The organism is Pseudomonas sp. 3B-A001-10F (genome assembly GCF_056313565.1).
Window position 1 is genome coordinate 182,274 of sequence record NZ_JBQYFW010000001.1, and the last position, 25,242, is coordinate 207,515.

Below are 25,242 nucleotides of genomic sequence, written 5' to 3' on the forward strand. Positions count from 1 at the left end.
TACCCATCAGTCAGCGAGAAGTCTCTGAATAGCTTGCGGGTTCGTTGTGCCTTGTTCCAACAATCAGCCAAACGCAATACGCAGATGTTTGATCACTTCTTCAATGGAAGGGCCTTGCGCCTTCGGTGGTATCGGGTTTTCCCCAAACTCCCGCCAGACGAACAACGTCAGCTCTGCACCGTCAGTCGCTGACGCAGCGCCTTCAGCGTGGGCAAACGTATCGAGGAGCCGATATCGCGCGTCCTGCCAGAACAGCGCTTCGACCCAGTGATAAACCGGAATGAAATGGAAATGAATCGGTAAACCCGGCTGATGCCCGTATCGACCGATGTAGAGGTGTTTTGGCTTGAGTTGTCGCTCGATGACTTGCTGGGTTTTGGCAAGCAAACCGCCCAACTCGCCCAAGGCATCGGATGATAACTCGGCCAGCGATGTGGTTTCGACCTTCGTCCCCAGCATCAGATAACCGGGAAGCGAGTTCGCCAGATGGTGATTGATGATCCAGTGTTCGGTTTCATGAATGATGAAATGCGGGGCAATTTCCATCTGCCTGAGGTCCTGAAGCGATTGAGGCCAAAGAGTAACAAAGGACTCGTCACGATGCCTGCGCAGATCCCGCACACCCCGGCAACGTAAACACTACCCGCGCTGCGTAAGGCGTATTCACCTCCGCCCACAAGCGCCCGCGGTGGGCAACAATAATCATCACCCATGAGGTGACGTTTGAAGAGTTTGAAAAGATCAAGTCGCTCCTGAGATGAGGTCTTCAGAAAAATAAGGATTTTTTTGTCCTCCGGCGCAAGTCGCGTAGGCTGGCGCTTTTGCGCAAATGATTTGCCCCCGCAAGGACGCACAGGACTGCCCATGAACACCACACAAGACTGGCTGGCTCGGCTAGCACGCAAGCAAACACAGCTTTCCGCGTATGAGAACTATCGACGCAATGAGGCGCTGGAGATACTCGCTCACTTCGGCAACACCGGCACTTGGGCAGACGTGAGCAATCACTCCAACGGTTTTGTTCGAGAAGTTGCGGTGCGAGAACTGTGCAGGCAGCCTTCTGCCGAAGCATTAGCGGTGCTGATCGAGCGTCTGAACGATTGGGTCCCGCAGGTTCGCGACCTGGCAGCGGCAGGCCTGCAACACTACCTGTTGCCCGCTCACACCCAAGCGTGGTTATCCGCACTCGAACCGTTGATGGCTCTGGCAGCGCAACGCCGGGTCGACCACAGCCAGACGCTGTCGATGATACGCGCCATGCTGCAATCGGCGGAATGCCGGGATGAGGTGTACGCCAACTTCTTGAATCGCCAGGGCAAATCCGCGCGTTATCTGTTTACGCTTTTGCTGGAAAGTCCTGAGAACTTCGAAACCCTGCTCCGCAGCGCTCTGACTCATCGCGAGTTGACCGTACGGCTGATGGCGGTCTCGGCGAGTGGGACGTTGCCAGCGGACCAAAGTCTGCCGTTGCTTGTTGACGCAATGGCATACCCGGGCGGCAAAATCCGCGTGCGCGTCTTGTATGCGTTGCTGCCACTACTTGCCGATCCGAAACCTGTTCTACGCGAGGCCCTGCTGGATGTGTCACCAGCCGTCCGCAATCTGGCGCTGTGGGCCGCGCCTCGTAACGACGTTGATTCGCACGCCGTCCTCGCCGAGCGCTTGAGTCAACCTTTGCCCACGTCAAAACAACACTGGTTGGGCGTGATCGGCCTGACCTGTGAACTCGATAGCACGTTGCCAGAGCACTGGCATGCCACCGCATTACGCTCGGCCTTTGTCACCGTGCGACAGGCCGCAGCGCGCCTGCTTCGCGATGATCAATTGCCTGAGCTGCTCGAGGCCCTCGATGATCCGTCGGACAAAGTTTTTTCGGTGGTGATTGCGCGACTGGACAAAGTTGCCTGGTCTTTGTTGATCCGCGGATTGACAGCCAAACTTGATCGAGACTGGCATGAACTCCCCCTGACGCGGCGCAACGCCATTTTTCTACTGCTCCCCACGTGGCAACAAATCGGCTACTTGCTTGGGCGCCTCGACACGGGCCACGCCGGGCAAACTTACTGGATCGGCCAAATCGAATGGTGGTGCGACAGGCAGTATCTGGCTGTCGATCCGGTAACGCCCAAGGCCGAGCGCGAAGGAACGCGGGAAAAGCTTCGGGCATTGACTGCGAAGGGCCTGATCCGCTCGGGTGCGCGTTTGTTCTCCTGAATGATCCGGGCTGTTGATCAAGACAACCGCTACCTTTCCTCTTTCACATGGAACGACGGTCGATCCTTGTTCTCTACCACTGAACCTACCGTGGAGGAATTGACCATGATTGCCCCTGAAACCGGTATGAAACCGGGTGAGCGTTACTGCATTGAAAGCGTCGAGCGCGCGCCGCAATTTCCTGGATTTTTCCTCGATGGCAAGTATTACCTGGGCCCCGAGTTGCAGACGGCCGTCGGCTGGCTTGAAGGACAGAATTTCCTGTATGACCAACTCGATCCCAATGGCGAGCCGGTTTATCCGGGCAGAATCGTTGGCACGATTACCGCGCGGACACTGGAACTGGCGGATGGGTTGCGTCTGAGCATCGAGGAAATGCCGTTTCAGGCAGAAGCCGTTTCACCATTGCGGACGTTTGACGAAGTGACCATTGAAACCCGACCTCTGACGATATCGCAGCGGCATACAACAGCCGGCCGCCAGCCGATGCAACCTTCTGCGCTATTGGTTACAGGCGCGGCATTGCTGGTAGGGCTGTGCTTGTTGGCGATCAATCGTTCTGGCCGTCGAGGCAAATAGGCTTTGCACGACGCGGGCGGTGACCGTTTTTTTACGGCCCGCGATCAAAGGCTGATTACAGCGCTGGCTTCGCGCATGAAGATTTCCACGGTCTTCGGGCCGATGCCATCGAACTCCGCCAGTCGCTTCTCGAATGCCTGGCGATCAGGGCTTGCCTCGATCATATGGCTGACCTTGCCCGCGTACTCGTCGTTAAGCTTGCGTGCCAAGGCGTGCAGCCGCACGGCAGTGGTCTCGTCGTAACGCACGTAATGCGCCTCCCCTAGCATCGCGACCAGTTCACGATGGCTGCACGCAGCCAGTTTGCGCGGCGTATCGCGCCCGTGTTTATCGGCAATCACCCGATACGCTTCGGCGGCGATTTCAGCCTGTATCCGCTTGCCCATCAAGAAGCTCGCGAGCAGCCATTTGAACAAGCCACCGTCATCGTTGTGCTTAAGCTGAATGTTCAAATCCCTGGCGCTGATGGTCTTGTTCACCGCTAACCTCCGGAGTTGAAATCGTGGGGATTTTTCGTCCTCTGCCTGCCTGGTAAGTACTTGATCGTTAGGCTGCCGCCGGTTCCAACCGTTCAAAGCAAAACACCTACCAGCGGCCTGAAACGAACTCCCGAAAATCCTTTGAATTTTTTTCGTCGGCAAAACTCATTTGCGTATGAGCGTAAGGAGGAGCGCATGAGTAACGTCGACATCTTCGTTATCGAATACAAACTTCACGGCCAGCCAAAGTCATTCGTCATCCGCGCAAAAACCATGCGCAACGCTGACGCATGGCATTGGGCGAGTTGCGACGCCGGCATTGCGCCGATTCCAAAACCCGGCAAGCCACCGTTGAAAGTCATCTCCAAACCCCAGGCCGAACGGTTTGGCATCACCGAGGTGAAATGGCGCGAAACGGCGACGGTGGACTGGACGGAGGCTTAGTCATGTTCAAACAGATCGGTAAGATCATCTGGGTGAGGTGCCGGTGGCTGACGGTGGGGTTTGGCAGTCACCGTGAGCAAATCATCGCTGGCGAGCACTTAAAGGCTCGTCAGCGGCTCATTGAGCAAAATCAGCATTCCGAAAGAGGCCTGCCTTACTGCACATTCAGTTGAAGCAACTCACCACCCTCTTCACTCAGACGCTGCAGATATGCACCGGCGTCAAGCAACTGATAAGGAAAGTAAAGACCTGCCGGAGTCGGCGGCTGACCATCCAGCCCAAGCAATCGCTCCAGCAGCATGGCGACGCTCAGCCCCGTCAACGCTGCAGCGCCTGCCGGGTGAACGAGGGCATGCCGGGTGTGCAACGGTCGCCCTTGATGATCCTCACCCAGCAGTTCGATGAGAATCTCGGTCGACATCGGCCGACCCGCGCGGCGCGATGAACTCACCCCGCTGGCTAGATTGAACTGCACATTTGGCGCATCGGTGGCCGCCGCCAGCCCGGTGACATCAATGGACGAGAAGCCGCTGGCTTGCATCGGCGTGCCGTCCAGCGCTCGGAAGCTGACGTTCTTGTCCGCCCCTTCGCGCCAGAGGTAATCGCCCTCGCGCCGAGTCAGGGCGGCGGGCAGCATCTTGTTCAGGTGTTCGAAATCCTTGGCCACCGCCGGCCCGCCGCCATCCTGCTCGTCGACCAACGCATCGATGCGAATATCGCGCACCCGGGCAAAGGCCTCGGCGAGGTGCAGCGTCGCAACGGTCGTAGCGCCTACCATCCACTCGTAACCCAGCACGATGGGCGCCGCATCAGGGCGGTGGATGTAGCTCGCGATTTGCGGCGCTATCTCGAAAATGCCGGAAGAAATGCTCAGGTGCGGCACCCGTCGCCTCTGCGCGAAACGCAACCCGGCAAGGGAATGATCCATATAGAAAACCGCTACGGCGCTGACCGGGCGATCACCCAGCCCAAGGTCATCGGCAGCAGGGTCAATGACCACGCCCTGCGCCCCGCCCATTTCCTCGGCGGCTTGCTCAGCCTTGGCCAGGTCTCGGCCGCCGATCAGCAACGGGACGCCGGGATAAGCAGCACGCAACGCTTCGGCAGAACGGTGGCCAATGGCGCCGGAACCGCCCAGGAACAAAATCGGGTGAACTGACATGGGTATCCTTCCTCGTCTTTTGGGGTTGTAACCTAGTGTTGGTGCGTGCCCTGTCGTGAGGGTTCCCCGCCACTGCCTGAGCTGGAGAGTGGACCGACGAATGTCATTTTGAACAGCGTGTTGATGAGCCGTGTTTAGGCGTTTTTTATGGTTGTTTAAAAGACACGTCGCGTTACCTGCTTAAGGCTACAACGTCTTGCGCCATTGCCTACGACTACGCCAGAATCCGCCGGCTTGTGCGTCTCAAGGGCCACCGGTAACTTTGTTCGCGTCACTGATTCCCAGTGATCGGGTTTAGTAGCCCGTGGTAAATGAAAGTGCACAAGCGTCCATGAGAAGGTATTCACTTACCTGTACTTGATGGCGGCTGTGCGTAGGGCGCCCTCGGGCGCGCCGGCTTTCTTCTTTTCCCCGGTCTACTAACCTGCGTACAGCTGCCACCCCCTGTTTAGTAGCTCGGAGCGGCGGCCACCCAACAGGAAAAAGAAGAAATGTTCAAGATCACGCCAAACCCGCCGGAAACAGATCCGGCCTCTCCGTACGAATCACCCGACTCAAAGAAATTCCACGAAGCCGCCGAACGCGCCCTCGACCACTACCTCAAACCGGCCGACCGGATAATGGCCACGCCGTACCGACCCAGCACCATGTTCCAGGCCAACCCGAAAACTGCGACAGAGGAATTACTGGTCAATGCCAGTGAATCGCTAGGCTCTGCTTCGGTGATGTTGGGCAACGTGATCGGAATGGTGGAAGGCCCCGCGCGCAAGACCCTTCAGGGCATTGCGCAAGTGGTAATGCTGGGCGAACTGGCGGTAAATCAAGCGCTGGATAATGTTGTGCCGGTGGATTGATGAGTAATCCCTTTGTGGCGGCGTTCTGGCTGCTGTCACAAAGGGATCAAGATTGCATTGGGTGGCCGCTCTCGGCCAAAAGCCGTCAGTTGCAATTAAAACTAAACGGCTACGTGTTTACCCAACTCAATTTTACTGAAGGAGTTTCAAGGCGCGATCAAAGTCGAACAGCTCCACCTGCGCCGCGGCAAGTGCCAGACGTTCTGCCAACGCTCGATCGAGTGGCCTGTTGCGCAGGGCCGCTAGCACGTCCAAAGCCGCCGTATCTCCTTCGTCCAGAAGAACAATAAGCCTGTTCAGTTGCTCGCTGATTGCCGAGTCGTCCAGCAGGTCACCCTCCGTGGAGGCCAGTGTGTCCGCCTCAAGGTTCGCCAGACTCGCGAGGGTCGGGAGCAAGTAATGCTCGACCTGCATCGCTAGCGCTTGCACGACCTCAGCCGGTTCGTTGTCCTGACAGGCCTGTTCTAACAACGTGCTAGCCTGCGCCACGGCCTTGGCGCCGATATTGCCTGCGGTGCCGCGCAAGCTGTGCGCCAGTCGTGCGGCAGCAGCAGAATCCGGATCGATTCGTGCGGCCTGGAATTGCTCGGAAAAATCTTTCTGAGTATCGCGAAACTTGCAGAGCAGACGTAAGTAGAGATCCCGCCGCCCCATGCAGGTGGCGAGTCCCGCCGCCAGATCAATGCCCTCAAGACGATCTGGCAATCCATCGATCAAACCTGCACTCAGCGAAGCTTGAGCGGCTCGTGGCTTGATCCATTTTGCCATTGTGGCGAACATGGTTTCGACGTTGAGTGGCTTGGAGATATGGTCGTTCATACCGCATTCGAGCGCGCGCTCGCGGTCACCGTCCATGGCGTTGGCGGTCATGGCGATCACTGGCAGAGTGCGGAAGCGCGGTTGCTGACGAATTTTCCGGGTGGCCGTGTAGCCATCCATCACCGGCATCTGGCAATCCATCAGCACGCCATCGAAGTCGTCATCCTCGCCGAGAATATCCAGGGCCTCTTGGCCGTGCGTGGCGAGTCGCAAGCGTATTCCGACACTCTCCAATAGCTCGCTGGCCAGTTCCTGATTCAGATCGTTGTCTTCGACCAGAAGCAGTCGCGCTCCATTGAGGCTGGCGACGGTGTTGGCATTGTGCAGGGAGCGTTCGCCAGCCCGAGTATCGCTGTGGGTGTCTCTGCCCAGCACGACACCGATGGCTTCAAGTAACGAGGACGGCGTGACGGGTTTGGTCAGTACCACCGGCAACTGGATGCCCTGGCGCTCGGCTTCTTCGCGGGCTTCTTCGCGGCCAAAAGCGGTCACCATGATCACCGATGGCGTGCGCATCAGGCTGGCGGAATGCATTCTGCTCACAGCTTCCATGCCATCCATGCCGGGCATCCGCCAGTCCATCAAGACCAGATCGTAAGGCAGCACCTTGTGCTCGGCGTCGGCCAACATGCGCAGCGCCAGACTACCGCTCTGCGCGACATCCACTTCCAGACCAAAGCTGCGCGCCATGCCCGAAAGGATTTCACGGGCACTGGCGTTGTCATCCACGACAAGCACGCGCATGCCCAACAGCTCGCCAGCCTTGAACATGCGACGCGGCGGAACATTTTGCTGTACGCCGAGTTGTACCTGGAAGTGAAACGTGGAGCCGACTCCCGGTTGGCTTTCAACCCAGATGCGACCGGCCATCAGCTCCACCAGCTTCTTCGAGATGGACAATCCCAGCCCGGTGCCCCCGTACTTGCGAGTGATCGAACTGTCAGCCTGACTGAACGACTGGAACAGACGTGAACACTGCTCGACGGTCATGCCGATGCCCGTATCGCGCACCCAGAAATGCAGTTGCACGTGTTCGTTGTGAGAAGCAACTTCTTCAACGCCGACCACGATGTCACCGTGCTCGGTGAACTTGGCCGCGTTGTTGCCGAGGTTGATCAGCACCTGCCCCAGCCGCAGGGGGTCGCCCAGCAGTGCCGTGGGCAGGTCGGGCGGGATCTGAAACAACAACTCCAGCCCCTTGTCCTCGGTCTTCAAGCCGATCATGGCAGCGAAGCTGTCGAGTACATCTTCCAGACGGAACGGGATCTGTTCGAGACTCATTCGGCCGGCTTCGATTTTTGAGAAATCGAGAATGTCGTTGATGATTCCCAGCAGGTTCTCCGCTGATCGGTGGACTTTTTCAATGTAGTTGCGCTGGCGTTTATCCAGTTCGGTACGCAGCGCCAGGTGGCTCATGCCGATGATGGCGTTCATCGGTGTTCGGATCTCATGGCTCATGTTGGCGAGAAACTCGCTCTTGGCCTGCGTGGCCTCCTCGGCCGCAGCCCTTGCCTCTGCCAGTGCGGTTACATCGATGTTGATGCCGGTTGCGCGCAATGGCTTGCCGTCAGGCGTACGTGAGAAGCGATTCAGCGACCGGAACGTGCGCACCTGCCCATCGTTTTTACGCACAATCCGGAAGTCGAACTCGGCGCGATCATCGCCACTCTGGACGGCACTCTCGAACGTGCTGCTGACCCGCGCCAGATCGTCGGGATGCACCAGTGCCTTCCAATGCGCCAGCGTACCGCCGAAGCCGCCTGGCTCCAGACCAAACAGGGTTTCGAGTTGGGGGGTCCAATAGTTTGTGCCACTGACCAGGTCGACGTCGAACAGCCCGATGTCACCGGACTCCTGCGCCAGATTCAGACGATCGCTGGCCGTGCGCAGCCTGGCTTCCATCGCCCTGCGTTCACTGACATCGCGCACCGAGGCGCACACACAGACGCCACGCCCCTCCAGGCGCGGTAGATGGGAAAGGCCAATTTCTACGGAGAACAAACTGCCGTCTTTGCGTACACCGCTCAGATCGTCAAGATCGCCGCCCATCTGCCGGGTTCCGCCGCTGGCAATGAACCCGTCGCGTAACCTGACATGGCGCTCGCGGGCAGCCTGCGGTACCAGACGCTCGATGCTGGCGCCAATCAGCTCGCCGGGGGCGTAGCCAAACAGGGTATCCATTTGCGGGTTGGTCATCAGGATGCGACCGTCGGCGCCCAGCACCAGCATGCCGTCCGGTGCTGCCTCGATGATGCCGCGGTACCAGGCTTCGGTGGCGCGCAATGCGGCCTGCTGGGCCTCCAGCTCGCTGGCCTGGTGCTCCAGTTGCAAAGCCTGCGCGCCCATTTCGTCTGCCTGACGGCGAGTTTCCAAGAGCAGCGCCTGAGCTGCCTCACTGCGTTCCATAATGGCCATGGCGCCGGCCAGCCGGGGCAGGACTTCTTGCAGCAGCAGCGCTTCGTTCTCTTCCAGTTGGCGAAAACCGGCCATTTCCATCACCCCGAGCAGGCGTTCGCCACGCATCACGGGCTGAACCAACAGGACGCTGGCGGGGGCTGCGCCCAACGGCGTGCGCACATGCCAAAACGGTTCCGGTAGATCCTGAAGCTGGCGGGGCTGGCGATCCAGTGCGCACTGGCCAAGCAACCCTTCACCGAGATCAAGTTCAGCGGGTAGCGGGTGAACACTGTCCACCGCATAACCGCCAACCAGGCGCAGGCGTGCCGCGCCTTCATAGAGAACGTAAAGCGCTCCCTGGCACATGCCCAACTGCGGCGCGATGTGGCTGAAAAAAGCCTGGGCCAACTGCTGCGGCGTCTCCGCCTGTTGCAGATCCACTTGCAGGAGCGAGGTGTGGTTTTTGATCCAGCGCTGGCGCTCAAGCTGACAAGCTTCCAGCTGCAGCGTGGCGATGGCTCGCGCCAGGTCGCCGGTTTCGTTGCGAAGATCGGTGTGCGGGATCTGACCGTCCAGCTTGCCGGACGCTAATTCGTCCACCGCCACGCGGACGCGATTCAACGGCACGCGTATGGAATAACTGACCAGCCAGGTCAACAGCAAGGCCAGCGTCGACCCACCCAGCAGCAAGATGGACGTGATCGCAGTACTACGCTCTGCGTACTCCGCCAGGTTCTTCGCTGTATCGTGGATGTCGGCTTCCTTGTTTTTCTCGATCTGGTTGAGCAGCCCATCGCCGCCCTGTTCCAGCGCAAGAAAATCCTTACTGTTGAGCAACATCAAGGCCTGACCCAAGGAACCCTTGCCGGCCAGCTCCAGTGCCTCATCGCCGTCTTTTTGCAGACGCTTTAATACCATTTCGAATTCCAGCAGGCTGCTGACGCTGCTCTGCCTGCGCAGCGTTGGACGAACCTGCTCCAGCGCTTCGTGGAGTCGCGCCTGGGCGACATCCATCTGGGCTCTGGCGCTGATACGGATGTCTGCGTTGTTGGTCGCGATTGCACGTTGCATGGCGAGCAACAGATGCGGCAACTGCACCCGGACCTCCTGCACATGCTGGATACCTACCAGATCCTGTTGGTACAACTGCTGCATTTCAGTTCTTAGCGAATACTGCGTGCGCAGGCTTTGCACGCCCAATATCAGAATCAATATCAGCAGCGCAGCGAAGCCGATGATCAATTTACTGCGCAGAGACAGGCGCTCGAGCATCTCGAACAGTCTGTTCATAAACGGCCTCTTTCAGCTGGATGTGCAGAGTCATGCGCGGGGTTCAGGGACGTTCGGCAATCTGCTCAAGCAGTGCTAACTGCCTGGCCATGTCCTGGTCGCTGTCGGCAAATCGCTCGGCAATTGCGCGGAACTGCTCGGCATTGGCGAGAAACGCGTCACAGATGTCCGGATCAAAATGCGAGCCCCGGCCTTCGCCGATGATTTTCACCGCCTGCTCGTGAGGCATGCCGGGCTTGTACACGCGGCGGCTGATCAGCGCATCGTAGACATCTGCCACGGCCATTAACCTGGCGCTGATCGGGATATCGTCGGCGGCCAAGCCTTGCGGATAGCCACTGCCATCCCACTTTTCCTGATGGCCGTAGGCGATTTCCTTGGCCAAATGAAGGAAATCGACGTTTATGCCTAATTGATCCTCCGCGTGCTGGATGGCGTCACGCCCCAATGTGGTGTGGGTCTTCATGATCTCGAATTCTTCAGCGGTGAGCCGTCCCGGTTTGAGCAGGATGCGATCGGGAATGCCAATCTTGCCGATATCGTGCAGCGGTGCCGATTTGAAGAGCAGCTTGATGCTGTCCTCGTCGAGAAAGTGCCGGAAGCGCGGGTGGTTTCGCAACAGTTCAGCCAGGCGTTTGATGTAGTGCTGGGTACGGCGAATGTGGTTGCCGGTTTCGTTGTCACGGGTTTCGGCCAGCGAAGCCATGGCGTGGATGGTGACATCCTGGATGGCGATCACCTCCTGGGTGCGGCGCTGCACTTCCCGCTCCAGAAACTCATTCTGATTGCGCAGGAAATCGGCAACGGACTTGAGCTTGATTTGGGTCTCGACCCTGGCCATGAGCACCGGGGGGATGATCGGCTTGGTGATGTAATCCGCAGCCCCGAGGCTCAAGCCGCGAATCTCGTCCTCCGTGGCGGTCATGGAGGTGAGGAAAATGATCGGTATATGGCGAATGCGAACGTCGAGCTTGAGCTGCTCGGCAACGTCATAACCGGACAGGCCCGGCATCATGATATCCAGCAGAATCAGATCGGGAAGCGGGTCGGCCTGCAGAAGGCGTAGGGCCTTTTCGCCGCTGTTGGCGGCCTTGACCCGATATTTGTCCTTCAGCAACTCGGCGATCAACATCAGGTTGTCGGGGGTATCGTCGACCACCAGAACGGTCGCTGATGGATAAACGCCCTGAGTGCTATCCATGGTTGTTGGCTCCCTTGCCAGACAATTAAGGAGTTGGCGCACTTGCACCAGTCTCTTGCTGGCAAGCGTAGCTATAAAAGCTGCAATCGCTAGGCGGAGATCTGTAGGCTGGTTCCCGGCATCAGGTGGATCAACTCTGGATAGAGCGCTCGTAAATTAACGAGCATGGGCTTCAGCGTCCGGTTCAGATAGCGCGATAAAAGCCTTAACGTGCTGGGCGACGGCAAGCAACCCCATTCGATTTGACCGATATCGGATGGCTTGCACACTTCCCGGCACATCAATGATGGTCATTTTTCCCTATTGATTGATCGACGTGCCAAATGCAACGGCTCGGCGAAGGCGCCGGGCCGTGAAGAGCCGTGCTTAGAGGAACGTGAGGACAGCGTTGAACACCAGTGCCGCGACAAAGCCAAGTGGCGCTGCGCGAAACAGGAGCTGCTGGAACAGTGAGCTGCGACTCTGCTCCGTGACACATGAGCCTAATATCAAGCTACCACCAGAGGAGAACGGCGAGATGGAGGTGGCTTGAGCGCCGACGACAATGGCCACAAACAGGATCATCGGATCTAGCCCCAGTGCCGTGGCAAGCGGTGGCACCAACGGGAACAGCGCCGGCGTCACCACCCCCAGCGTGCTGGAGAACAGCGACATGAACGCCGCCACCACACCGAAGACAATCGGCACCATGATCGGCGCAATGCTATTGCCCATCCACGATGCCAGCAAGCCGATGGTCCCGGCCTTGATCGCGACCGAGATCAGCATGCCCACACCACAGATCATGATCAACGTGCCCCAAGGCACAGACGCCATTGCCTTGCGTTCGTCGCCCAGTTTCAGCAAGAGCGCGATCACCGAGAACAGGCTGGCGATCAAACCGATGTCCATCTTCGAATTGATGAAGCTCACCGTGGAATTTTCCGGGAAGACAATTTGCGCGACGGGTGCCGCCAGTACGATCACCATCATCGCTAACGTCAGCCACAGGGTAATTGTCTGCTCGCGGTTCAGCGGCGTCGGCACGGCGACCGCATAAGCGGACGCTTTCATCGCCTTGCCATGGCCGGTGAGAAACACCAATACCGAAATCACCGCCAGCGGTATCACCAGGGTACTGGCGAAAATCGCTGCGGCGTTGATGAAGGCCTCGTTTTCCGGGATGCCAGCATTGGCCATCAAGCCACGAAAAATGATTCCACTCTGGCTGGAGACGAAGTTGGCTCCGCTCAAGGCGCCATAGTTGACCGCCATGCCGCCCGTGATCAGGCTCATCCCGGTGCGCTCGCACAGCAGCAGCGTGATGGGCGCCATGAACGCCAGCACTGTGTAGTAGCCCGCCCCCATCGCCGAGATGGTGGTTGCCGTGAAGAAGACCGCGAACGGCAACAATTGAGGCATCGACCGGCATCGATAAATCAGATGCTCCGCCAATTTTTCAAGCGTGCCATTGACGGTGGCAAAACTATAGAACAGACAAACCGAGAAGATGATGAAGAAAATCTTCAACGGCCACAGGCTGATGACTTCGGACGGGCTCAACCCCATGCCGTAACAGCCGATCAGGTAAGCAAAAGCGATGGCGAACAGACCGATGTTGATCTTGGTCTTGTAACCCAGGGCAACGGCGACAACGATTGCCGCGACGACGAGCAGGCTCATCATGATGGAAGTCCTATTGTTGTTATTGATCGTTTAGCAGCGTATTTCGAAGCCAAACAGCTTCGCTGGGTTGTCCTTCAGCACATGCGCCCGCTCGGCCGCGTCCGGCAGCAAGCCTTCGAGGAAAGCCACTTGCCGGGAATAGTCCGTCTGCTGTTCATACTGAGTGTTGGGCCAATCGCTGCCCCAGACGAGTCGCTGGAGGCCGCCACTCGCGTCGCGCAACAGCGCCAGCCCATGCGATGCCTGGGCAAGATCGGATCGACTGCGGTACGGGGCGGAAAGCTTGAGCCACACCCCGTCATCCTTCAGCAACTCAAGAAACGCCTGATGGTTGGGGTTCCCGGCATCGATGCCCCCCGTCGGCAGGCCGAAATGATCGATGACCACGGTCACACCGCAGGCCCTGATGGCCGATACGATCGGCGCCAGGTCATCGATGCCGCGCTGAACTTCAACTTGCCATCCCCGCAGCGCCAACCGCTGGAACAGAGTGGTCCAGGCTGGGCCGCTGTAATCCGCCAGCGCCTTACCAATGAGATTCAAACGGATACCAACCACACCCGCTTCGGCCAATTCGTCGAGCAGGGTTTCGCTGAAGTCGACATCCACCACCGCCACCCCACGCAAGCGCTGCGGATAACGACGCAACGCGTCAAGCATGAAGTGATTGTCGGTGCCCAGAAAGCTCGGCTGAATCAACACGCCGTGTGAAAAACCGTGGCGATCCAGGTGATCCACGTATTGCTCCACCAAAGCGTTGTAACGCGGGCTGTAGCGACGGTTGGCAACCATCGGCAGATCCTGGCGGAAGACGTGGGCGTGCGTGTCCACACCGGTGAAAGCAGGCGGGTGAAGGCTGGTCATAAACAGATAACCCCGTTCGTTTGTTGTTATGGAGAATCACCTGCCGCCATGAGAAATCAGGTTATTTGGCCCAATCCTGCAATCGTCAGCACGTGTACAGAAGCTTAAATTCATATATATGACTAGATCACCATATATTCAGGGATGGATATCTGTCAAACCTCACGCAGGTGCTAAAGTGGCTGCGCATGCCGAAAAGGAATCAAAGAAAAAATGAACGCCCCTACCCTCGGATACGACGAGCGCTTGCCGCTCTATCAGCGCCTGCGAGAAGAAATGCTCGCCAAGATCGCCACCGGCGAATGGATGCCAGGCTCGCCCATCCCCACCGAGGCCGAGCTCACCAAACACTATGGTGTAGCCATCGGCACGGTACGAAAGGCCGTGGACACACTGGTCAATGAAGGCCTGCTCCTGCGCAGCCAGGGCCGGGGCACCTATGTGCGCCGTCCCAACTTCGATGCCTCATTGGCGCGATTTTTCAGACAAGTGAATGCCGCTGGCGGGCGCGAAATACCGACCAGCCGCATCCTGGCAAAGAGCCGGCAAAAACCCTCTCAACCTGTGGCAACAGCCCTGAAGTTGCAGGACGACGAAGACGTCGTGCACCTGGAACGGCTGCGGATGGTTGAAAGCCGCACACTGTTTCACGAGGATATCTGGCTCCCCGCCACACGGTTCGGCGTATTGCTGGAAATTGAATCCGAAAGCTTCGGCAAACTGCTCTACCCGTTTTATGAAACCCAGTGCGGACAATGTATCGGCTCGGCGACAGAGACCCTCACCGTAGAGCAAGCCGACCGGGCCACCGCCAAAACCCTTTCAATCAAAGAAGGCGCCCCGGTCGTCACCATCGAGCGCACCGCCCTCGGCTATGACCGCTCCCCGCTCGAATACCGAATTTCCCGCGCGGCGGCCGAGGGGTTCAGGTACCAGATCGATATCTCATGAGCCCAGTGACAAGGGCTCCCACGCCCTAGCAGCCGGGGGTGTCGGGGTTACGCCGGCGGTCCAACCGGGGCGTAACCGGCTTGTTCAGGCTCAACCTGAGCCGGACTGGAGATGTGTTTCTACCTGGTGATCCCGTTCCTGCTCATCTACAGACTACGGGGCGCGGCCTTCGCCTTGTCGGTTGCGGTCTTCATCCCCGCCTGCCTTGGATTCATCAACACCGACTACTACGGCTACCGTCTGTTGCCGGGTGTCCTGTTCATCTTCCTGTGCGGCAGCTACCTCTACAAACCGCAGACGAAGGGTTTCGCGATTGCTGGCGGTACCGCTGTGGCAGCGGCATTGATCTTTGCAGCGATCATGATGGGCTGGATCGAACGTCGGCCGTCCAACGCCGAAGTGGCCGCCGGCATTGCCCTGGTCATCCCTGCCGTGTACGGGCTGACAACACTCAAATTTCACCGGATTGACGAGTTTCTCGGGAACATCAGCTATGGCGTATTCCTCAATCACTTCGTGGTGATTTACTTCCTGCACGGCCTCTGGCCGATCACCTCATTCGATTGGTCCAAGGTTGCAACGGTGTTGGTGCTGTCGTTCTTGCTCAGTGGTGTTTCGTATTACTGCGTCGAGCGGCCAGCGTTGAAGTATCGGCATAAACTTCGGGACGGCTCCAAGGATCGAGTGGGGCCGTTCGGGCAAGTGAGGCAACGGCTTGACGGCGACAGGCGACAGATCGCGCTGCTGAACGTGGTCTGTCTCTCACATTCATGTGCCTAAGCGAGCGCAGTCATTCGCGAACCACTGCTGGCGGCGCTATGATCGCAACACCCGACGTCTTGAACACAAAACCCATGCCCACGCCAAAAACCCGCCCTACCCCCGCCCCGTTCCTCAACCCCGGCGAATCCGTGGTCCTGTTCGATGGCGTGTGCAAGCTCTGCAACGGCTGGGCGCGTTTTTTGATTCGCCATGATCATCAACGTCGCGTGCGTCTGGCAGCGGTGCAGTCGCCGGAGGGACAAGCCTTGCTCGCGTGGGCCGGCCTGCCTGTCGACCAATTCGACACCATGGCGGTAATCCGTGACCGTCACTACTGGGAACGTTCAGACGCGTTCTTCGAAGTCATCAGCCAACTACCCGCCCGCTGGCAGCCATTGCGGCTGCTACGCGTGTTCCCGCGCGGCCTGCGCGACTGGGCCTACGACCGCATCGCGCTGAACCGCTACCGACTGTTCGGCAAGTACGACACCTGCCTGCTGCCTACCCCGGATCATCAACAGCGCTTTCTGAAAATAACTACGCCAGAAAGCTAATCAACTGCACCGGTGTCATCTTCGTCACCATCATCAGCACGATGACAAACATCCCGGCAAACCCGAGCACGCCCATCCAGAACCACTTCCGGTAAACGGCTTGATACTGCTCATCAAGCCCCGTCCCCGCCTCGCTCGCACTCGACGCCATCACATACAGGCGCTTCTGCAGGAGCAACACCGGCAGCCACAGCGAGCCGACGCAGAAGAAGACAATCAGCGAGGTCAGCACCCACTCGGTGCTCATCGACAACCCCGAAAGCCGCATCAGCAGATAACCGGTGATGATCTGCACAAACCCGGCCGGCGTGGTGATCCAGGTGTCGAAGCGCACCACCATGCGCGCGACATGCGCGATCACGTGCGGGTTACCGGTGCGGCTGGCGGCGATCAGGTAGAGGTAGGAGCCCATGCCGAAACCGAACAGGAAGATCGCGGCGATGATGTGCAGGTACTTGAGGCACAGGTAGAGCATGTCAGCGCTGCCCGTCCGAGAAATGCACGGCCAGGCTCAGGTTGTCCGGGTCGTTGATCGCGGCCATGTACTCGGCGACGCTGATTTCGCCCACGCACGGTCTGGCACCGGCGGTTGGCACGTAACCCTGGGCCATTTTCGTGGCCAGGGCCACGGCGGCGCAGCTGGGGATCTCTGGGCCTTTGTCGTTCAAAGCGGTGAGTTGCGCGGTCATCGACAGCGGTTTGCCATCAACACCAAGGCCCTGCACGTCGATGTACATCGCACTTTTGCCATCGCCGAATCGCTCAAATCGCATGCCCAACCGATGCAGTCTTCCGGCCCACAAGGCATGGTCGCGCACCAGCCCGACTTTCAGCGCCTGCGCCAGCAAGCCGTTGGCGATACCGCCGAGCTTGAGACCGGCGCCGGCCTTGAAGCTCAGGGTTTGCGCACCATAACGACCGGCGAAGATGTCCATGTCCGGGACATCGACGTTGGCCAGCAATCGCGTGCCCATCTGCGGCATCTTGCGCAGGGTCAGGTCCAGCCAGCCCGACACTTCATGGACTTTGCCGTTCTTGAGTTGCTTGATCGGTTTGCCGGCGTAAGCGAGTACGCCTTCGATGGTCGACAGCCCGGGCATTTTTGCCGAGGAAGAAATGCCATGCTCGATCGAGTCAATGCGCGAAAAGCGCTGGCGCTGCTCATCAATGATCGCGGAAGACAGCGTCGGCACCGAGCTGCAACCACTGAGGATCGCCACGCCCGCTTGTTTCGCCCGCGCGTCGAGCACGTCGATGCCGTTGACGAAGGTGCGGCAGTCCGCGAGATCGCAGTAGTTCACGCCGGCATCGATGCAACGCTGCGCAACGGCATAGGCTTGCCCCTGAAACGGCCCGCCGGTATGGACGACCAACTGAATGTTCAGCGCACGCAAAGCGGCTTCGAACTCCGCGCCCATGGCATCGCCGCACCAGCCTTCGCAGACGTTTCCCGAATGGCTGTTGAGCTCATCGAGTTTGCGCTGCAACTTGCGCGGATCACGACCCGACAGCACCAGCCCGATGTCCGGCATCAGCGCCAGATGTCTGCACACGATGCTGCCGAAATTTCCGTAGCCCCCGACCACCATCACCCTGAACGGCATGCAATTCTTCCCTAAGTCATTTCATCAAACAGGCGGGAAGGATATAGGGCCGAACGTCAGTAGGCCATTCAGATCAGTTGTTCGCCAGCCGACGCGATCCATTTGCGCAGCAGACAGCCAAAGTGTGCCGTCGCGATTGTTGGTTGATGAAGGAAGCAACACACGACCTGAAAGCTCAGCAATTCCAGGGGGCTTCGGCGTCGGCGTCGATGCCGTATTTCGCCCGAGCCTGGGCATGTGCCTGCGGATCGACCGAAGCCAGCGCCGCCAAAACGATGTGATAGCGATCCACTTCAAAGAAGCTGCGCAACGCCGAGCGTGTGTCGCTGCGCCCAAATCCGTCGGTGCCCAGGCAGATGCACGGCGCCTGTAAATACGGCACCACCAATTGTGCATAGGCACGCACGTAATCACTTGCCGCCACGACTGGCGCGTGACCGGGCAGACAATGCAGCAGGTGACTCTGGCACTCGACATCGCCGCCGAACACTTGCTGGCGCTGCACCTCGCGGGCATCCCGGGCGAGTTCGGAGAAGCTGGTCACACTCCACACTTCGCTGCTGACTTGCCACTCTTGATCCAGCATATGTGCGGCGGCAATCACCTCGCGCAGAATCGCTCCCGAACCCAGTAAACGAACCGCCGATACCCCCTCGCCATAGCGCGCATAGAGGCGCATGCCGCGAATTACGTCCGCGTGTTCGTCTGGTTCAAGTGAGGCCTGAACGTAGTTCTCGTTGGTTACCGTCAGGTAATAGAACTCATCCTCTTGCTGCTCCAGCATGCGCCGGGCGCCATGGTCGATGATCACCGCCGCCTCGCTGGCAAATGCCGGGTCGTAGGCGCGGCAGTTGGGCACAGTGGCTGCCATCAACTGACTGGAGCCGTCCTGATGCTGCAGTCCTTCGCCGGCCAGCGTTGTGCGCCCCGATGTGGCGCCGATCAAAAAGCCTCTGGCGCGCTGGTCGGCCGCTGCCCAGATCAGGTCGCCAATGCGCTGAAAACCGAACATCGAGTAGTAAATGTAGAACGGCAGCATCGGCTCGCCATTGACGCTGTAGGAGGTGGCCGCAGCGATCCAGGAAGAAATCGCACCGGCTTCGGTGATGCCTTCTTCGAGCAGTTGGCCGTCGGTCGATTCCTTGTAATAGAGCAGCGCGCCGGCATCTTCTGGCTCGTACAACTGGCCGACGGATGAATAAATCCCGATCTGCCGGAACAGATTCGCCATGCCGAATGTGCGCGCTTCATCGGCGACAATCGGCACAATGCGTGGCCCCAATTGTTTGTCCCGGATCAGATGGGTGAACAGTCGCACCACCGCCATGGTCGTCGAGTTTTCACGCTCATCGGCCTTCAGCGCAAAACGGCCATAGCTGTCGAGCGGTGGCAATGTTATTGGTGCTGACACACCGTTGCGCTTGGGCAAGTAACCGCCGAGCGCCCGTCGCTGCTGATGCAGGTATCGCAACTCGGGGCTGTCGTCAGCCGGTTTGTAGAAGCGCATTTCTGCCACGGCCTCATCATCCAGCGGCAAGGCGAAACGATCACGGAATGCCTTGAGCACCTCGATATCGAGTTTTTTCTGCTGGTGCGAGGTGTTGCGCGACTCGCCGATCTGGCCCATGCCGAAACCTTTCTTGGTTTTGGCGAGCACCACGGTCGGCCTGCCCTTGTGCTTGCGTGCGGCCTCGAACGCGGCATGCAACTTACGAAAGTCGTGACCGCCCCGGCGCAACGCGTCGATCTGCTCCGGGCTCATGTCTGCAACCAACGCCTGCAACTGCGGGTCCTGGTCGAAGAAATGGCTGCGGTTATACGCACCGTCATTGGCCCCCAGATTCTGGTACTCGCCATCCACCATCCCGGCGAAGTGGCGCAACAGTGCATGGCCGTCATCGCGGGCAAACAATGGGTCCCAGTCCGAACCCCACAGCACCTTGATCACATTCCAGCCGGCGCCGCTGAACAGTGACTCCAGTTCCTGAACGATTTGCCCGTTGCCGCGTACGGGGCCGTCGAGACGCTGCAGATTGCAGTTGATCACGAAGGTGACGTTGTCGAGATTCTCCCGCGCTGCCAGCGAAAGCGCCGCGATGGACTCCGGCTCGTCCATCTCGCCATCACCAAAGACGCCCCAGACATGCCGCCCCTCCGTCGAGGCAATTCCACGGTGCTGCAAATACCGCAGGAACCGCGCTTGGTAAATCGCATTGATCGGGCCAATACCCATTGAGCCCGTGGGAAACTGCCAGAAGTCGGGCATCAGCCAAGGATGCGGATAGGAACACAATCCGCCGCCCTTCACTTCTTGCCGGTAACGCTCCAGTTGCGACGCCTGCAAACGCCCTTCAAGAAAGGCCCGCGCGTACACCCCGGGGGCAGAGTGCGCCTGGAAGTAAACCAGATCACCGCGCCCGGCTTCGCTGTCCGCTCGGAAAAAGTGATTGAAGCCGACCTCGAAAATTTCCGCCGCCGAGGCGTAACTGGCGATATGACCACCCAATTCGCCATAGGCCTTGTTCGCCTTCGCTACCATGGCCAGGGCGTTCCAGCGAATGATCGAGGTAATGCGTTCCTCCATCACCAGATCCCCGGGATAAACCGGCTGCTGTTCGAGCGCGATGGTGTTCTGGTACAGCGAATACGCACTCGCCGTCGTTTGTACGCCGAGACGGCTGGCCTGCTCGGCCAGTCGCAGCAGCAAGAACCGCACGCGCGGTCTGCCGCCGACTTTCGCGACACCTGCCAGGGCTTCCAGCCACTCGTTGGTTTCAATGGCATCGATGTCTTCGTGAACCGGCGTTCCGTGGGTTGGCCGTTGCGCGGTATCTTTCATGGCTGCACACCCTGACAGGTTGAATGGAGGACTGGATCAGTTCGACACGTGCTCAAGAAATATCAGTTGCAGCGGCTCTTCCAACAGGTCATCCGCCGCGGTGGCAAAGCGCTTGAAGTAAGGCATGGCGAAATGCGCATCCAGTGCCGCCTGATCCTTGAAGGCCTCGCGCATGTAGAACGTGCCGCGCTGGTCGCGCAGTTCAAACAACACATAGTCGAGATTGCCCGGCTCTGCGCGTGTCGGCTCAACCAGCGCCAGCAAGCCTTCTTTCAAGGCCTGTTCCTGGCCTGACCTGGCCTTGAGCACGGCGATCGAGATCAATGTTTCTGTGGACTGGCTCATCTTCAATACTCCTGGGACCGGCTGCATTCAGAGAAAGGTAAACAGCGACTGGGATGGCAAGCGGGACTTGGGCAGGCCTGCGTTGAAGTCTTCGCTGCTGTGATAGCCCAGGCTCACCACGACCAGACTGGTGAAGCCCTGTTCACGCAGGCCCAGTTCACTGTCGAGGACTTTGCTGTCGAAACCTTCCATCGGCGTCGCGTCGATACCCAGCGAGGCGGCACCCAGCAGCAATGTGCCCAGCGCGAGGTAGGTCTGCTTTTCCATCCAGTGCTGCAGATCTTTCTGATCGAAGCGATGCAGATCGACAAAACCGCGCCGCCCACGCTCCTGCCCTGCTCGCGCCTCGGCATTGTGAAAACGCCCGTCCATGGCTTCCTGAGCCAGCAACGCCTGCAGGTATTCCTCCGGCAGATGCGTGCGAGTGCAAAAGACGATGACGTGCGACGCGTTGAGTATTTTCGGCTGGTTGAAGCTGAACGGCCCCTGAGTACTGTGGGCGATTCGCGCACGGCTCTGATCACTCTCGGCAACCACGAAATGCCAAGGCTGAGAGTTGACCGACGAGGGGCTGTTGCGCAGTTGTTCCAGCAGCAACTCCAGTGTGTGCCTGGGAATCTTGCGGTCGGCATCGAAAACTTTTGTAGTGAAACGGCGCTTGGCCAGAGAAACGAGATCCATGATTGAACTCCTGATCTGAAAAGTGAAAACGTAGAACTCAATGCCGCTTGGAAATCAGCGCGTCGGCGCCGGCGCTGCGTCGATCTTCAGACGCATCAGGCTGTAAGGTTTTTGCCGCTGATCCTGCCCGGAACGGAATGCCGCCTGGCGGTGCAACTGGTTGGCGATGAAATACAGATAGCCGTCGGGGCCAATGGACAATGTGTCTGGCCAGAGCAGACGCGGGTCGTGTACCAGCGTTTGCCATTGGCCGTCCGGCAGACGCTTGCGGATCGAGTTGTGCTCGTAATCGCCGGCATAGACGGCGCCGGCGGCGTCAGCCTCCAGACCATCGGACGCGCCCTTCTCCCCCAGGTCCTGCACGGCGGCCGTCAGTTGCTGTTCACTGAAGTTGGCATCACGCAGCAACGCGGTGGACACCGAATACAGGTGCCGACTCGACAGCGGTGTGAAATACAGTGTCTTGCCGTCCGCCGACAGCGCGATGCCGTCCGAGGCCACGCCCAGCGGTTTGCGCTTGCCGTCCGGACCTTCAACGGTGAGTGGCAGGCCTTCAACCACCGGGACAAAGGTCGGGTCAACCGAGGTCGCCGGCACACCGCTCAAGCGGCGCATGGCACTGCCGCTGGCGATGTCCATGACGATGATCGCGCCCGGTCCGCGCAGGGACGAGTCAGTCAGATAGACCGTTCCCTCCGGGCCTGTGCGAAAGTCGAAACGCATGTCGTTGACGTAGGTGCTCGGCAACATGACGTTGTCCGGGAACACCAGGCGCTTGACGATCTTGTTGCTGACCAGATCCACCGCGATCAGCTTCGCGCCTTTGGGTTTTGGGTCTGCGAAACCCGGCGCGGCGGTATCGAGCAACCAGACACGGCCCCGCCCGTCGGCCACCACGCTCTGTACGCTGATCAGACCATCACTGGGATCGTTGAGGTTTTCCTGGTTGATCGCCGCGTTCGGGTAAGCCACGACTTTGCCGTCGCGGATCTCGCCCACGGTGAACGGCACGTTGTCGCCCCAACGCGGGAAGTTGACGAAGATGCGCCCGGTCTCGGTGACGGTCACACCGGTGGGCATCGCGTCGTAGAACGCATGGACCTGTTCGAGCTTGCCGAAGGATCGGTCGGCGGGGGCATTGGCCGGCAACGGCACGGCGCTGATTGCATGGGCGAGCGGCGCTGCCATGACCATGGCCAATGCAGCAGAAAGCTTTTTCATACGCATGAGCTGCTCCTGACCGGCCCGCGTGCAGGCCCGTCTGAATGAGTGAAATCAGAAACCTTCGAGTACCAGTTTGCCTCGGGCCTTGCCGCTCTCGACCAAGGCATGGGCACGGCGCATGTTTGCCGCGTTGATCGCGCCAAAATGTTCACCGACAGTCGTTTTCAAAATGCCTTGGTCAATCAGATCGCTGACGCGATTGAGCAGGTGATGCTGCTCAATCATGTCCGGGGTTTCGTACAGCGAACGGGTGAACATCAGCTCCCAGTGCAGCGACAGCGACTTGCGCTTGAGCGGCATCACGTCGAGGCTTTCAGGATCGTCGATCACGCCCAGACGCCCTTGTGGTTGGAGCACTTCGATCAGCTGCGCAAAATGCTCCTCGGTATGGGTCAGGCTGGCGACATGGCTGACCTCGTCGATACCCAGTGCCTGCAACTGTGCGAGCAGCGGCTGACTGTGATCGATGACGTGATGCGCGCCCAATTGCCGGACCCAGTCAGCCGTTTCCTGCCGCGAGGCGGTGCCGATGACGGTCAGCCGCGTCAACTGTCGGGCCAATTGCACCAGCATCGAACCGACGCCGCCCGCTGCCCCCGTGATCAACAGGCACTTGCCCTGCCCTGAACCTTCGGTGACACCAAGACGGTCAAACAACAGCTCCCAGGCGGTGATCGAGGTCAACGGCAATGCCGCGGCATCCGCAGCACTTAAAGAACGCGGTTTGTGCCCGACGATTCGCTCGTCCACCAGGTGAAATTCGCTGTAACTGCCGGTGCGGGCAAGGGAGCCTGCGTAGAACACTTCGTCGCCAGGCTGAAACAGCGTCACTTCAGCCCCGACCTCGCGGACAATACCGGCGGCATCCCAGCCGAGGATTTTCGGTTCTTTGGTGAAAGTGCCGGCGCGTACTTTGGTATCGACCGGATTGACCGACACCGCACGAACTTCTACGAGCAAATCCCGGGGGCCGGGAGTTGGCACCGGAAGGTCGATGTCCTGCAACGATTGCGGATCTTCAATGGGCAAAGCGTGTTGGGTGAAGGTGATGGCTTTCATGGAAACTCGCTGTCTGAAGAGCTGATGTGCTCGCTTGGCGCCATCTTCGACTTCCCAAGCACAAAGAAAAACCAGCAGAATGCGCCAACACTTTCACTGCAGGAGTGAAAATGATCCGCATCGATGATCTTGGTTTGTTCACCCGCAGCGCCGCGCTGGGCAGCTTCACAGCTGCCGCCCATGAGGCGGATTTATTGCCCGGTCAGGTTGCCGCGGCGATCAAGCGTCTGGAGCGTGAGCTGGACGTGCGCCTGTTTGCGCGCACCACCCGCAGCCTGCGATTAACCGCCGAGGGCGAGCAATACTTGCCCACTGCCCACTCGGTGCTGGAGGCGCTCAAGCAAGGCAAGGAAAACCTGCGCGGTGAAAACGCCACGTTGCGCGGCGTGTTGCAAGTGACGGCGCCGTCCGATCTGGGGCGCAACATTTTGCTGCCGTGGCTCACACTGTTTCGCCGCCAGCACCCGGAACTGACCTTGCGCTTTTCCCTGTCGGACCAGATGGCCGACTTGTTTCGTGACCCGGTAGACGTGGCGATTCGATACGGCTCGAATGAAGATGCCAACTACGTGGCGCTGCCGCTGGCACCGTGGAACCGGCGGGTGCTGGTCGCCGCACCGGAATACGTGGAGCGCCACGGATACCCGCAAACGCCGGATGATCTGCACAACCACGCTTGCCTGCTCTACCAGCAAGGCGGCCGGATCTACGACAAGTGGAGTTTGGGCAGTGAAACGATCCAGGTCTCGGGACCGATGTTCAGCGACGACGCCGACATCGTGCGCCGCTGGGCGTTGAGCGGCGAAGGCATCGCCAACAAATCCTGGCTGGACGTCAGTGCAGACGTGATCGCAGGGCGACTGGTCGTGCTACTGAAGGATTTTCCCGGCAATGCCTCACCGTTGAGTCTGGTGTGCCCGCATCGCAAGCAGATCACCCCGGCGGTGTCTCAGCTTTATGCGTGGTTGAGTGGCCAATTTGTCGCTCTGGAACGTATCCAATAGCTCCCCTGGTGGTTGCCGCATTGACGAGACGCTCCTCGAATGTTCAGATGCCGGCCAGTTTCAGGTGTCCCATGCCGCCGTGCATGGGGTGAAACGGGAAACCGGTACGTTCTTTTCGAACAAGTCCGGTGCTGCCCCCGCAACGGTATGCGCGTGATGTTTTCAATACACCACTGTGGCCAGACGGCCATGGGAAGGTGAAAACCTCGATACGCGCGAGCCCGGAGACCGGCCTGGAATTTCGTTTGGCA

Annotated in this window: 22 protein-coding genes, 1 pseudogene and 1 riboswitch; of the genes and pseudogenes, 9 read left to right on the forward strand and 14 right to left on the reverse strand. The window is 59.2% G+C overall.

The features are described 5' to 3' along the window. Positions 1 to 63 precede the first annotated feature (63 nt). A complete protein-coding gene (locus AC0ZWN_RS00965; RefSeq protein ID WP_476333701.1) occupies positions 64 to 546 on the reverse strand; it encodes an HIT family protein in 483 nt (160 codons plus the stop codon). Positions 547 to 864: 318 nt separating this feature from the next. Here AC0ZWN_RS00965 and AC0ZWN_RS00970 point away from each other — a divergent pair, with 318 nt between their 5' ends. Then, positions 865 to 2,214, forward strand: coding sequence for a HEAT repeat domain-containing protein (locus AC0ZWN_RS00970; protein ID WP_476333702.1), 1,350 nt, complete (start codon positions 865 to 867; stop codon positions 2,212 to 2,214). Between the two features lie 105 nt (positions 2,215 to 2,319). Further along, positions 2,320 to 2,793 carry a short chain dehydrogenase gene (locus tag AC0ZWN_RS00975; RefSeq protein ID WP_320336936.1) on the forward strand — a complete coding sequence of 158 codons (474 nt, stop codon included), beginning with the start codon at positions 2,320 to 2,322 and terminating at the stop codon, positions 2,791 to 2,793. 44 nt (positions 2,794 to 2,837) lie between these two features. On the opposite strand, the gene AC0ZWN_RS00980 is transcribed toward AC0ZWN_RS00975, so the two are convergent. Next, positions 2,838 to 3,272 (reverse strand): HhH-GDP family DNA glycosylase, encoded by a 435-nt coding sequence (locus tag AC0ZWN_RS00980; protein WP_099758936.1) that lies wholly within the window; start codon positions 3,270 to 3,272, stop codon positions 2,838 to 2,840. Positions 3,273 to 3,467: 195 nt separating this feature from the next. Between AC0ZWN_RS00980 and AC0ZWN_RS00985 the strand changes: the two genes are divergently transcribed. Both AC0ZWN_RS00985 and AC0ZWN_RS00990 read left to right on the forward strand, forming a co-directional pair. Then, entirely contained in the window at positions 3,468 to 3,716 is a 249-nt protein-coding gene (locus AC0ZWN_RS00985) for a DUF6555 family protein (protein WP_077572547.1), read from the forward strand. Positions 3,717 to 3,718: 2 nt separating this feature from the next. Beyond that, positions 3,719 to 3,889: a hypothetical protein gene (locus tag AC0ZWN_RS00990; RefSeq protein WP_175559598.1), complete on the forward strand. Its 171-nt coding sequence runs from the start codon at positions 3,719 to 3,721 to the stop codon at positions 3,887 to 3,889. On the opposite strand, the gene AC0ZWN_RS00995 is transcribed toward AC0ZWN_RS00990, so the two are convergent. Then, a complete protein-coding gene (locus AC0ZWN_RS00995) occupies positions 3,871 to 4,878 on the reverse strand; it encodes an NAD(P)-dependent oxidoreductase (RefSeq protein ID WP_476333704.1) in 1,008 nt (335 codons plus the stop codon). The genes AC0ZWN_RS00990 and AC0ZWN_RS00995 overlap by 19 nt on opposite strands. Before the next feature lie 491 nt (positions 4,879 to 5,369). Between AC0ZWN_RS00995 and AC0ZWN_RS01000 the strand changes: the two genes are divergently transcribed. After that, positions 5,370 to 5,732: a DUF6124 family protein gene (locus AC0ZWN_RS01000; protein ID WP_320414364.1), complete on the forward strand. Its 363-nt coding sequence runs from the start codon at positions 5,370 to 5,372 to the stop codon at positions 5,730 to 5,732. Between the two features lie 132 nt (positions 5,733 to 5,864). On the opposite strand, the gene AC0ZWN_RS01005 is transcribed toward AC0ZWN_RS01000, so the two are convergent. The 4 genes from AC0ZWN_RS01005 to AC0ZWN_RS01020 all read right to left on the reverse strand — a co-directional run bounded on the left by AC0ZWN_RS01005 (position 5,865) and on the right by AC0ZWN_RS01020 (position 13,968). Beyond that, entirely contained in the window at positions 5,865 to 10,238 is a 4,374-nt protein-coding gene (locus AC0ZWN_RS01005) for a response regulator (protein WP_476333705.1), read from the reverse strand. A gap of 43 nt (positions 10,239 to 10,281) precedes the next feature. Beyond that, positions 10,282 to 11,439: an HD-GYP domain-containing protein gene (locus AC0ZWN_RS01010; RefSeq protein ID WP_093433347.1), complete on the reverse strand. Its 1,158-nt coding sequence runs from the start codon at positions 11,437 to 11,439 to the stop codon at positions 10,282 to 10,284. Between the two features lie 366 nt (positions 11,440 to 11,805). After that, complete coding sequence (locus tag AC0ZWN_RS01015) at positions 11,806 to 13,104, reverse strand: SLC13 family permease (protein WP_476333706.1); 1,299 nt, start codon at positions 13,102 to 13,104, stop codon at positions 11,806 to 11,808. 30 nt (positions 13,105 to 13,134) lie between these two features. Continuing rightward, positions 13,135 to 13,968, reverse strand: a complete 834-nt coding sequence (locus tag AC0ZWN_RS01020; RefSeq protein ID WP_476333707.1) for an amidohydrolase family protein — start codon at positions 13,966 to 13,968, stop codon at positions 13,135 to 13,137. Between the two features lie 213 nt (positions 13,969 to 14,181). On the opposite strand from AC0ZWN_RS01020, the gene AC0ZWN_RS01025 reads away from it, so the two are divergent. From AC0ZWN_RS01025 to AC0ZWN_RS01035, 3 genes and pseudogenes are all read left to right on the forward strand, one after another. Beyond that, positions 14,182 to 14,919 carry a GntR family transcriptional regulator gene (locus AC0ZWN_RS01025; protein ID WP_476333708.1) on the forward strand — a complete coding sequence of 246 codons (738 nt, stop codon included), beginning with the start codon at positions 14,182 to 14,184 and terminating at the stop codon, positions 14,917 to 14,919. A gap of 102 nt (positions 14,920 to 15,021) precedes the next feature. Beyond that, positions 15,022 to 15,699, forward strand: a pseudogene (locus AC0ZWN_RS01030) (acyltransferase family protein); the annotation flags it as partial. Positions 15,700 to 15,773: 74 nt separating this feature from the next. Beyond that, complete coding sequence (locus AC0ZWN_RS01035; protein WP_093433359.1) at positions 15,774 to 16,235, forward strand: thiol-disulfide oxidoreductase DCC family protein; 462 nt, start codon at positions 15,774 to 15,776, stop codon at positions 16,233 to 16,235. Here AC0ZWN_RS01035 and AC0ZWN_RS01040 read toward each other — a convergent pair. From AC0ZWN_RS01040 to AC0ZWN_RS01070, 7 genes are all read right to left on the reverse strand, one after another. Then, positions 16,219 to 16,710, reverse strand: a complete 492-nt coding sequence (locus AC0ZWN_RS01040) for a DUF2269 family protein (protein WP_460064304.1) — start codon at positions 16,708 to 16,710, stop codon at positions 16,219 to 16,221. The two genes, AC0ZWN_RS01035 and AC0ZWN_RS01040, sit on opposite strands and share 17 nt — an antisense overlap. A 1-nt stretch (position 16,711) precedes the next feature. Next, positions 16,712 to 17,839: a saccharopine dehydrogenase family protein gene (locus tag AC0ZWN_RS01045; protein ID WP_476333711.1), complete on the reverse strand. Its 1,128-nt coding sequence runs from the start codon at positions 17,837 to 17,839 to the stop codon at positions 16,712 to 16,714. A 175-nt stretch (positions 17,840 to 18,014) separates the two neighbouring features. Continuing rightward, positions 18,015 to 20,678: an alpha-ketoglutarate dehydrogenase gene (gene mdeB, locus AC0ZWN_RS01050; RefSeq protein ID WP_476333712.1), complete on the reverse strand. Its 2,664-nt coding sequence runs from the start codon at positions 20,676 to 20,678 to the stop codon at positions 18,015 to 18,017. A 36-nt stretch (positions 20,679 to 20,714) separates the two neighbouring features. Further along, positions 20,715 to 21,023: a putative quinol monooxygenase gene (locus AC0ZWN_RS01055; protein WP_476333713.1), complete on the reverse strand. Its 309-nt coding sequence runs from the start codon at positions 21,021 to 21,023 to the stop codon at positions 20,715 to 20,717. 27 nt (positions 21,024 to 21,050) lie between these two features. Further along, a complete protein-coding gene (gene nfsB, locus AC0ZWN_RS01060; RefSeq protein WP_095049900.1) occupies positions 21,051 to 21,704 on the reverse strand; it encodes an oxygen-insensitive NAD(P)H nitroreductase in 654 nt (217 codons plus the stop codon). A 54-nt stretch (positions 21,705 to 21,758) separates the two neighbouring features. Beyond that, the gene (locus AC0ZWN_RS01065) at positions 21,759 to 22,931 is read right to left on the reverse strand and encodes an L-dopachrome tautomerase-related protein (RefSeq protein ID WP_476333714.1); all 1,173 of its coding nucleotides are present in this window, start codon (positions 22,929 to 22,931) and stop codon (positions 21,759 to 21,761) included. Between the two features lie 48 nt (positions 22,932 to 22,979). Continuing rightward, positions 22,980 to 23,987, reverse strand: coding sequence for a zinc-binding alcohol dehydrogenase family protein (locus AC0ZWN_RS01070; protein ID WP_476333715.1), 1,008 nt, complete (start codon positions 23,985 to 23,987; stop codon positions 22,980 to 22,982). Between the two features lie 110 nt (positions 23,988 to 24,097). Here AC0ZWN_RS01070 and AC0ZWN_RS01075 point away from each other — a divergent pair, with 110 nt between their 5' ends. Next, positions 24,098 to 24,991, forward strand: coding sequence for a LysR family transcriptional regulator (locus tag AC0ZWN_RS01075; RefSeq protein WP_093433378.1), 894 nt, complete (start codon positions 24,098 to 24,100; stop codon positions 24,989 to 24,991). A 45-nt stretch (positions 24,992 to 25,036) separates the two neighbouring features. After that, positions 25,037 to 25,242: riboswitch (cobalamin riboswitch) on the forward strand.

Coding starts and splice junctions, on each gene's coding strand:
- AC0ZWN_RS01005 (WP_476333705.1), bottom strand. CDS start 10,238: ATGAACAGACTGTTCGAGATGCTCGAGCGCCTGTCTCTGCGCAGTAAA.
- AC0ZWN_RS00975 (WP_320336936.1), top strand. CDS start 2,320: ATGATTGCCCCTGAAACCGGTATGAAACCGGGTGAGCGTTACTGCATT.
- mdeB (WP_476333712.1), bottom strand. CDS start 20,678: ATGAAAGATACCGCGCAACGGCCAACCCACGGAACGCCGGTTCACGAA.
- AC0ZWN_RS00990 (WP_175559598.1), top strand. CDS start 3,719: ATGTTCAAACAGATCGGTAAGATCATCTGGGTGAGGTGCCGGTGGCTG.
- AC0ZWN_RS01000 (WP_320414364.1), top strand. CDS start 5,370: ATGTTCAAGATCACGCCAAACCCGCCGGAAACAGATCCGGCCTCTCCG.
- AC0ZWN_RS01015 (WP_476333706.1), bottom strand. CDS start 13,104: ATGATGAGCCTGCTCGTCGTCGCGGCAATCGTTGTCGCCGTTGCCCTG.
- AC0ZWN_RS01070 (WP_476333715.1), bottom strand. CDS start 23,987: ATGAAAGCCATCACCTTCACCCAACACGCTTTGCCCATTGAAGATCCG.
- AC0ZWN_RS00985 (WP_077572547.1), top strand. CDS start 3,468: ATGAGTAACGTCGACATCTTCGTTATCGAATACAAACTTCACGGCCAG.
- AC0ZWN_RS01040 (WP_460064304.1), bottom strand. CDS start 16,710: ATGCTCTACCTGTGCCTCAAGTACCTGCACATCATCGCCGCGATCTTC.
- AC0ZWN_RS01065 (WP_476333714.1), bottom strand. CDS start 22,931: ATGCGTATGAAAAAGCTTTCTGCTGCATTGGCCATGGTCATGGCAGCG.
- AC0ZWN_RS00970 (WP_476333702.1), top strand. CDS start 865: ATGAACACCACACAAGACTGGCTGGCTCGGCTAGCACGCAAGCAAACA.
- nfsB (WP_095049900.1), bottom strand. CDS start 21,704: ATGGATCTCGTTTCTCTGGCCAAGCGCCGTTTCACTACAAAAGTTTTC.
- AC0ZWN_RS01075 (WP_093433378.1), top strand. CDS start 24,098: ATGATCCGCATCGATGATCTTGGTTTGTTCACCCGCAGCGCCGCGCTG.
- AC0ZWN_RS00995 (WP_476333704.1), bottom strand. CDS start 4,878: ATGTCAGTTCACCCGATTTTGTTCCTGGGCGGTTCCGGCGCCATTGGC.
- AC0ZWN_RS01025 (WP_476333708.1), top strand. CDS start 14,182: ATGAACGCCCCTACCCTCGGATACGACGAGCGCTTGCCGCTCTATCAG.
- AC0ZWN_RS01020 (WP_476333707.1), bottom strand. CDS start 13,968: ATGACCAGCCTTCACCCGCCTGCTTTCACCGGTGTGGACACGCACGCC.
- AC0ZWN_RS01010 (WP_093433347.1), bottom strand. CDS start 11,439: ATGGATAGCACTCAGGGCGTTTATCCATCAGCGACCGTTCTGGTGGTC.
- AC0ZWN_RS00965 (WP_476333701.1), bottom strand. CDS start 546: ATGGAAATTGCCCCGCATTTCATCATTCATGAAACCGAACACTGGATC.
- AC0ZWN_RS01035 (WP_093433359.1), top strand. CDS start 15,774: ATGCCCACGCCAAAAACCCGCCCTACCCCCGCCCCGTTCCTCAACCCC.
- AC0ZWN_RS01045 (WP_476333711.1), bottom strand. CDS start 17,839: ATGCCGTTCAGGGTGATGGTGGTCGGGGGCTACGGAAATTTCGGCAGC.
- AC0ZWN_RS01055 (WP_476333713.1), bottom strand. CDS start 21,023: ATGAGCCAGTCCACAGAAACATTGATCTCGATCGCCGTGCTCAAGGCC.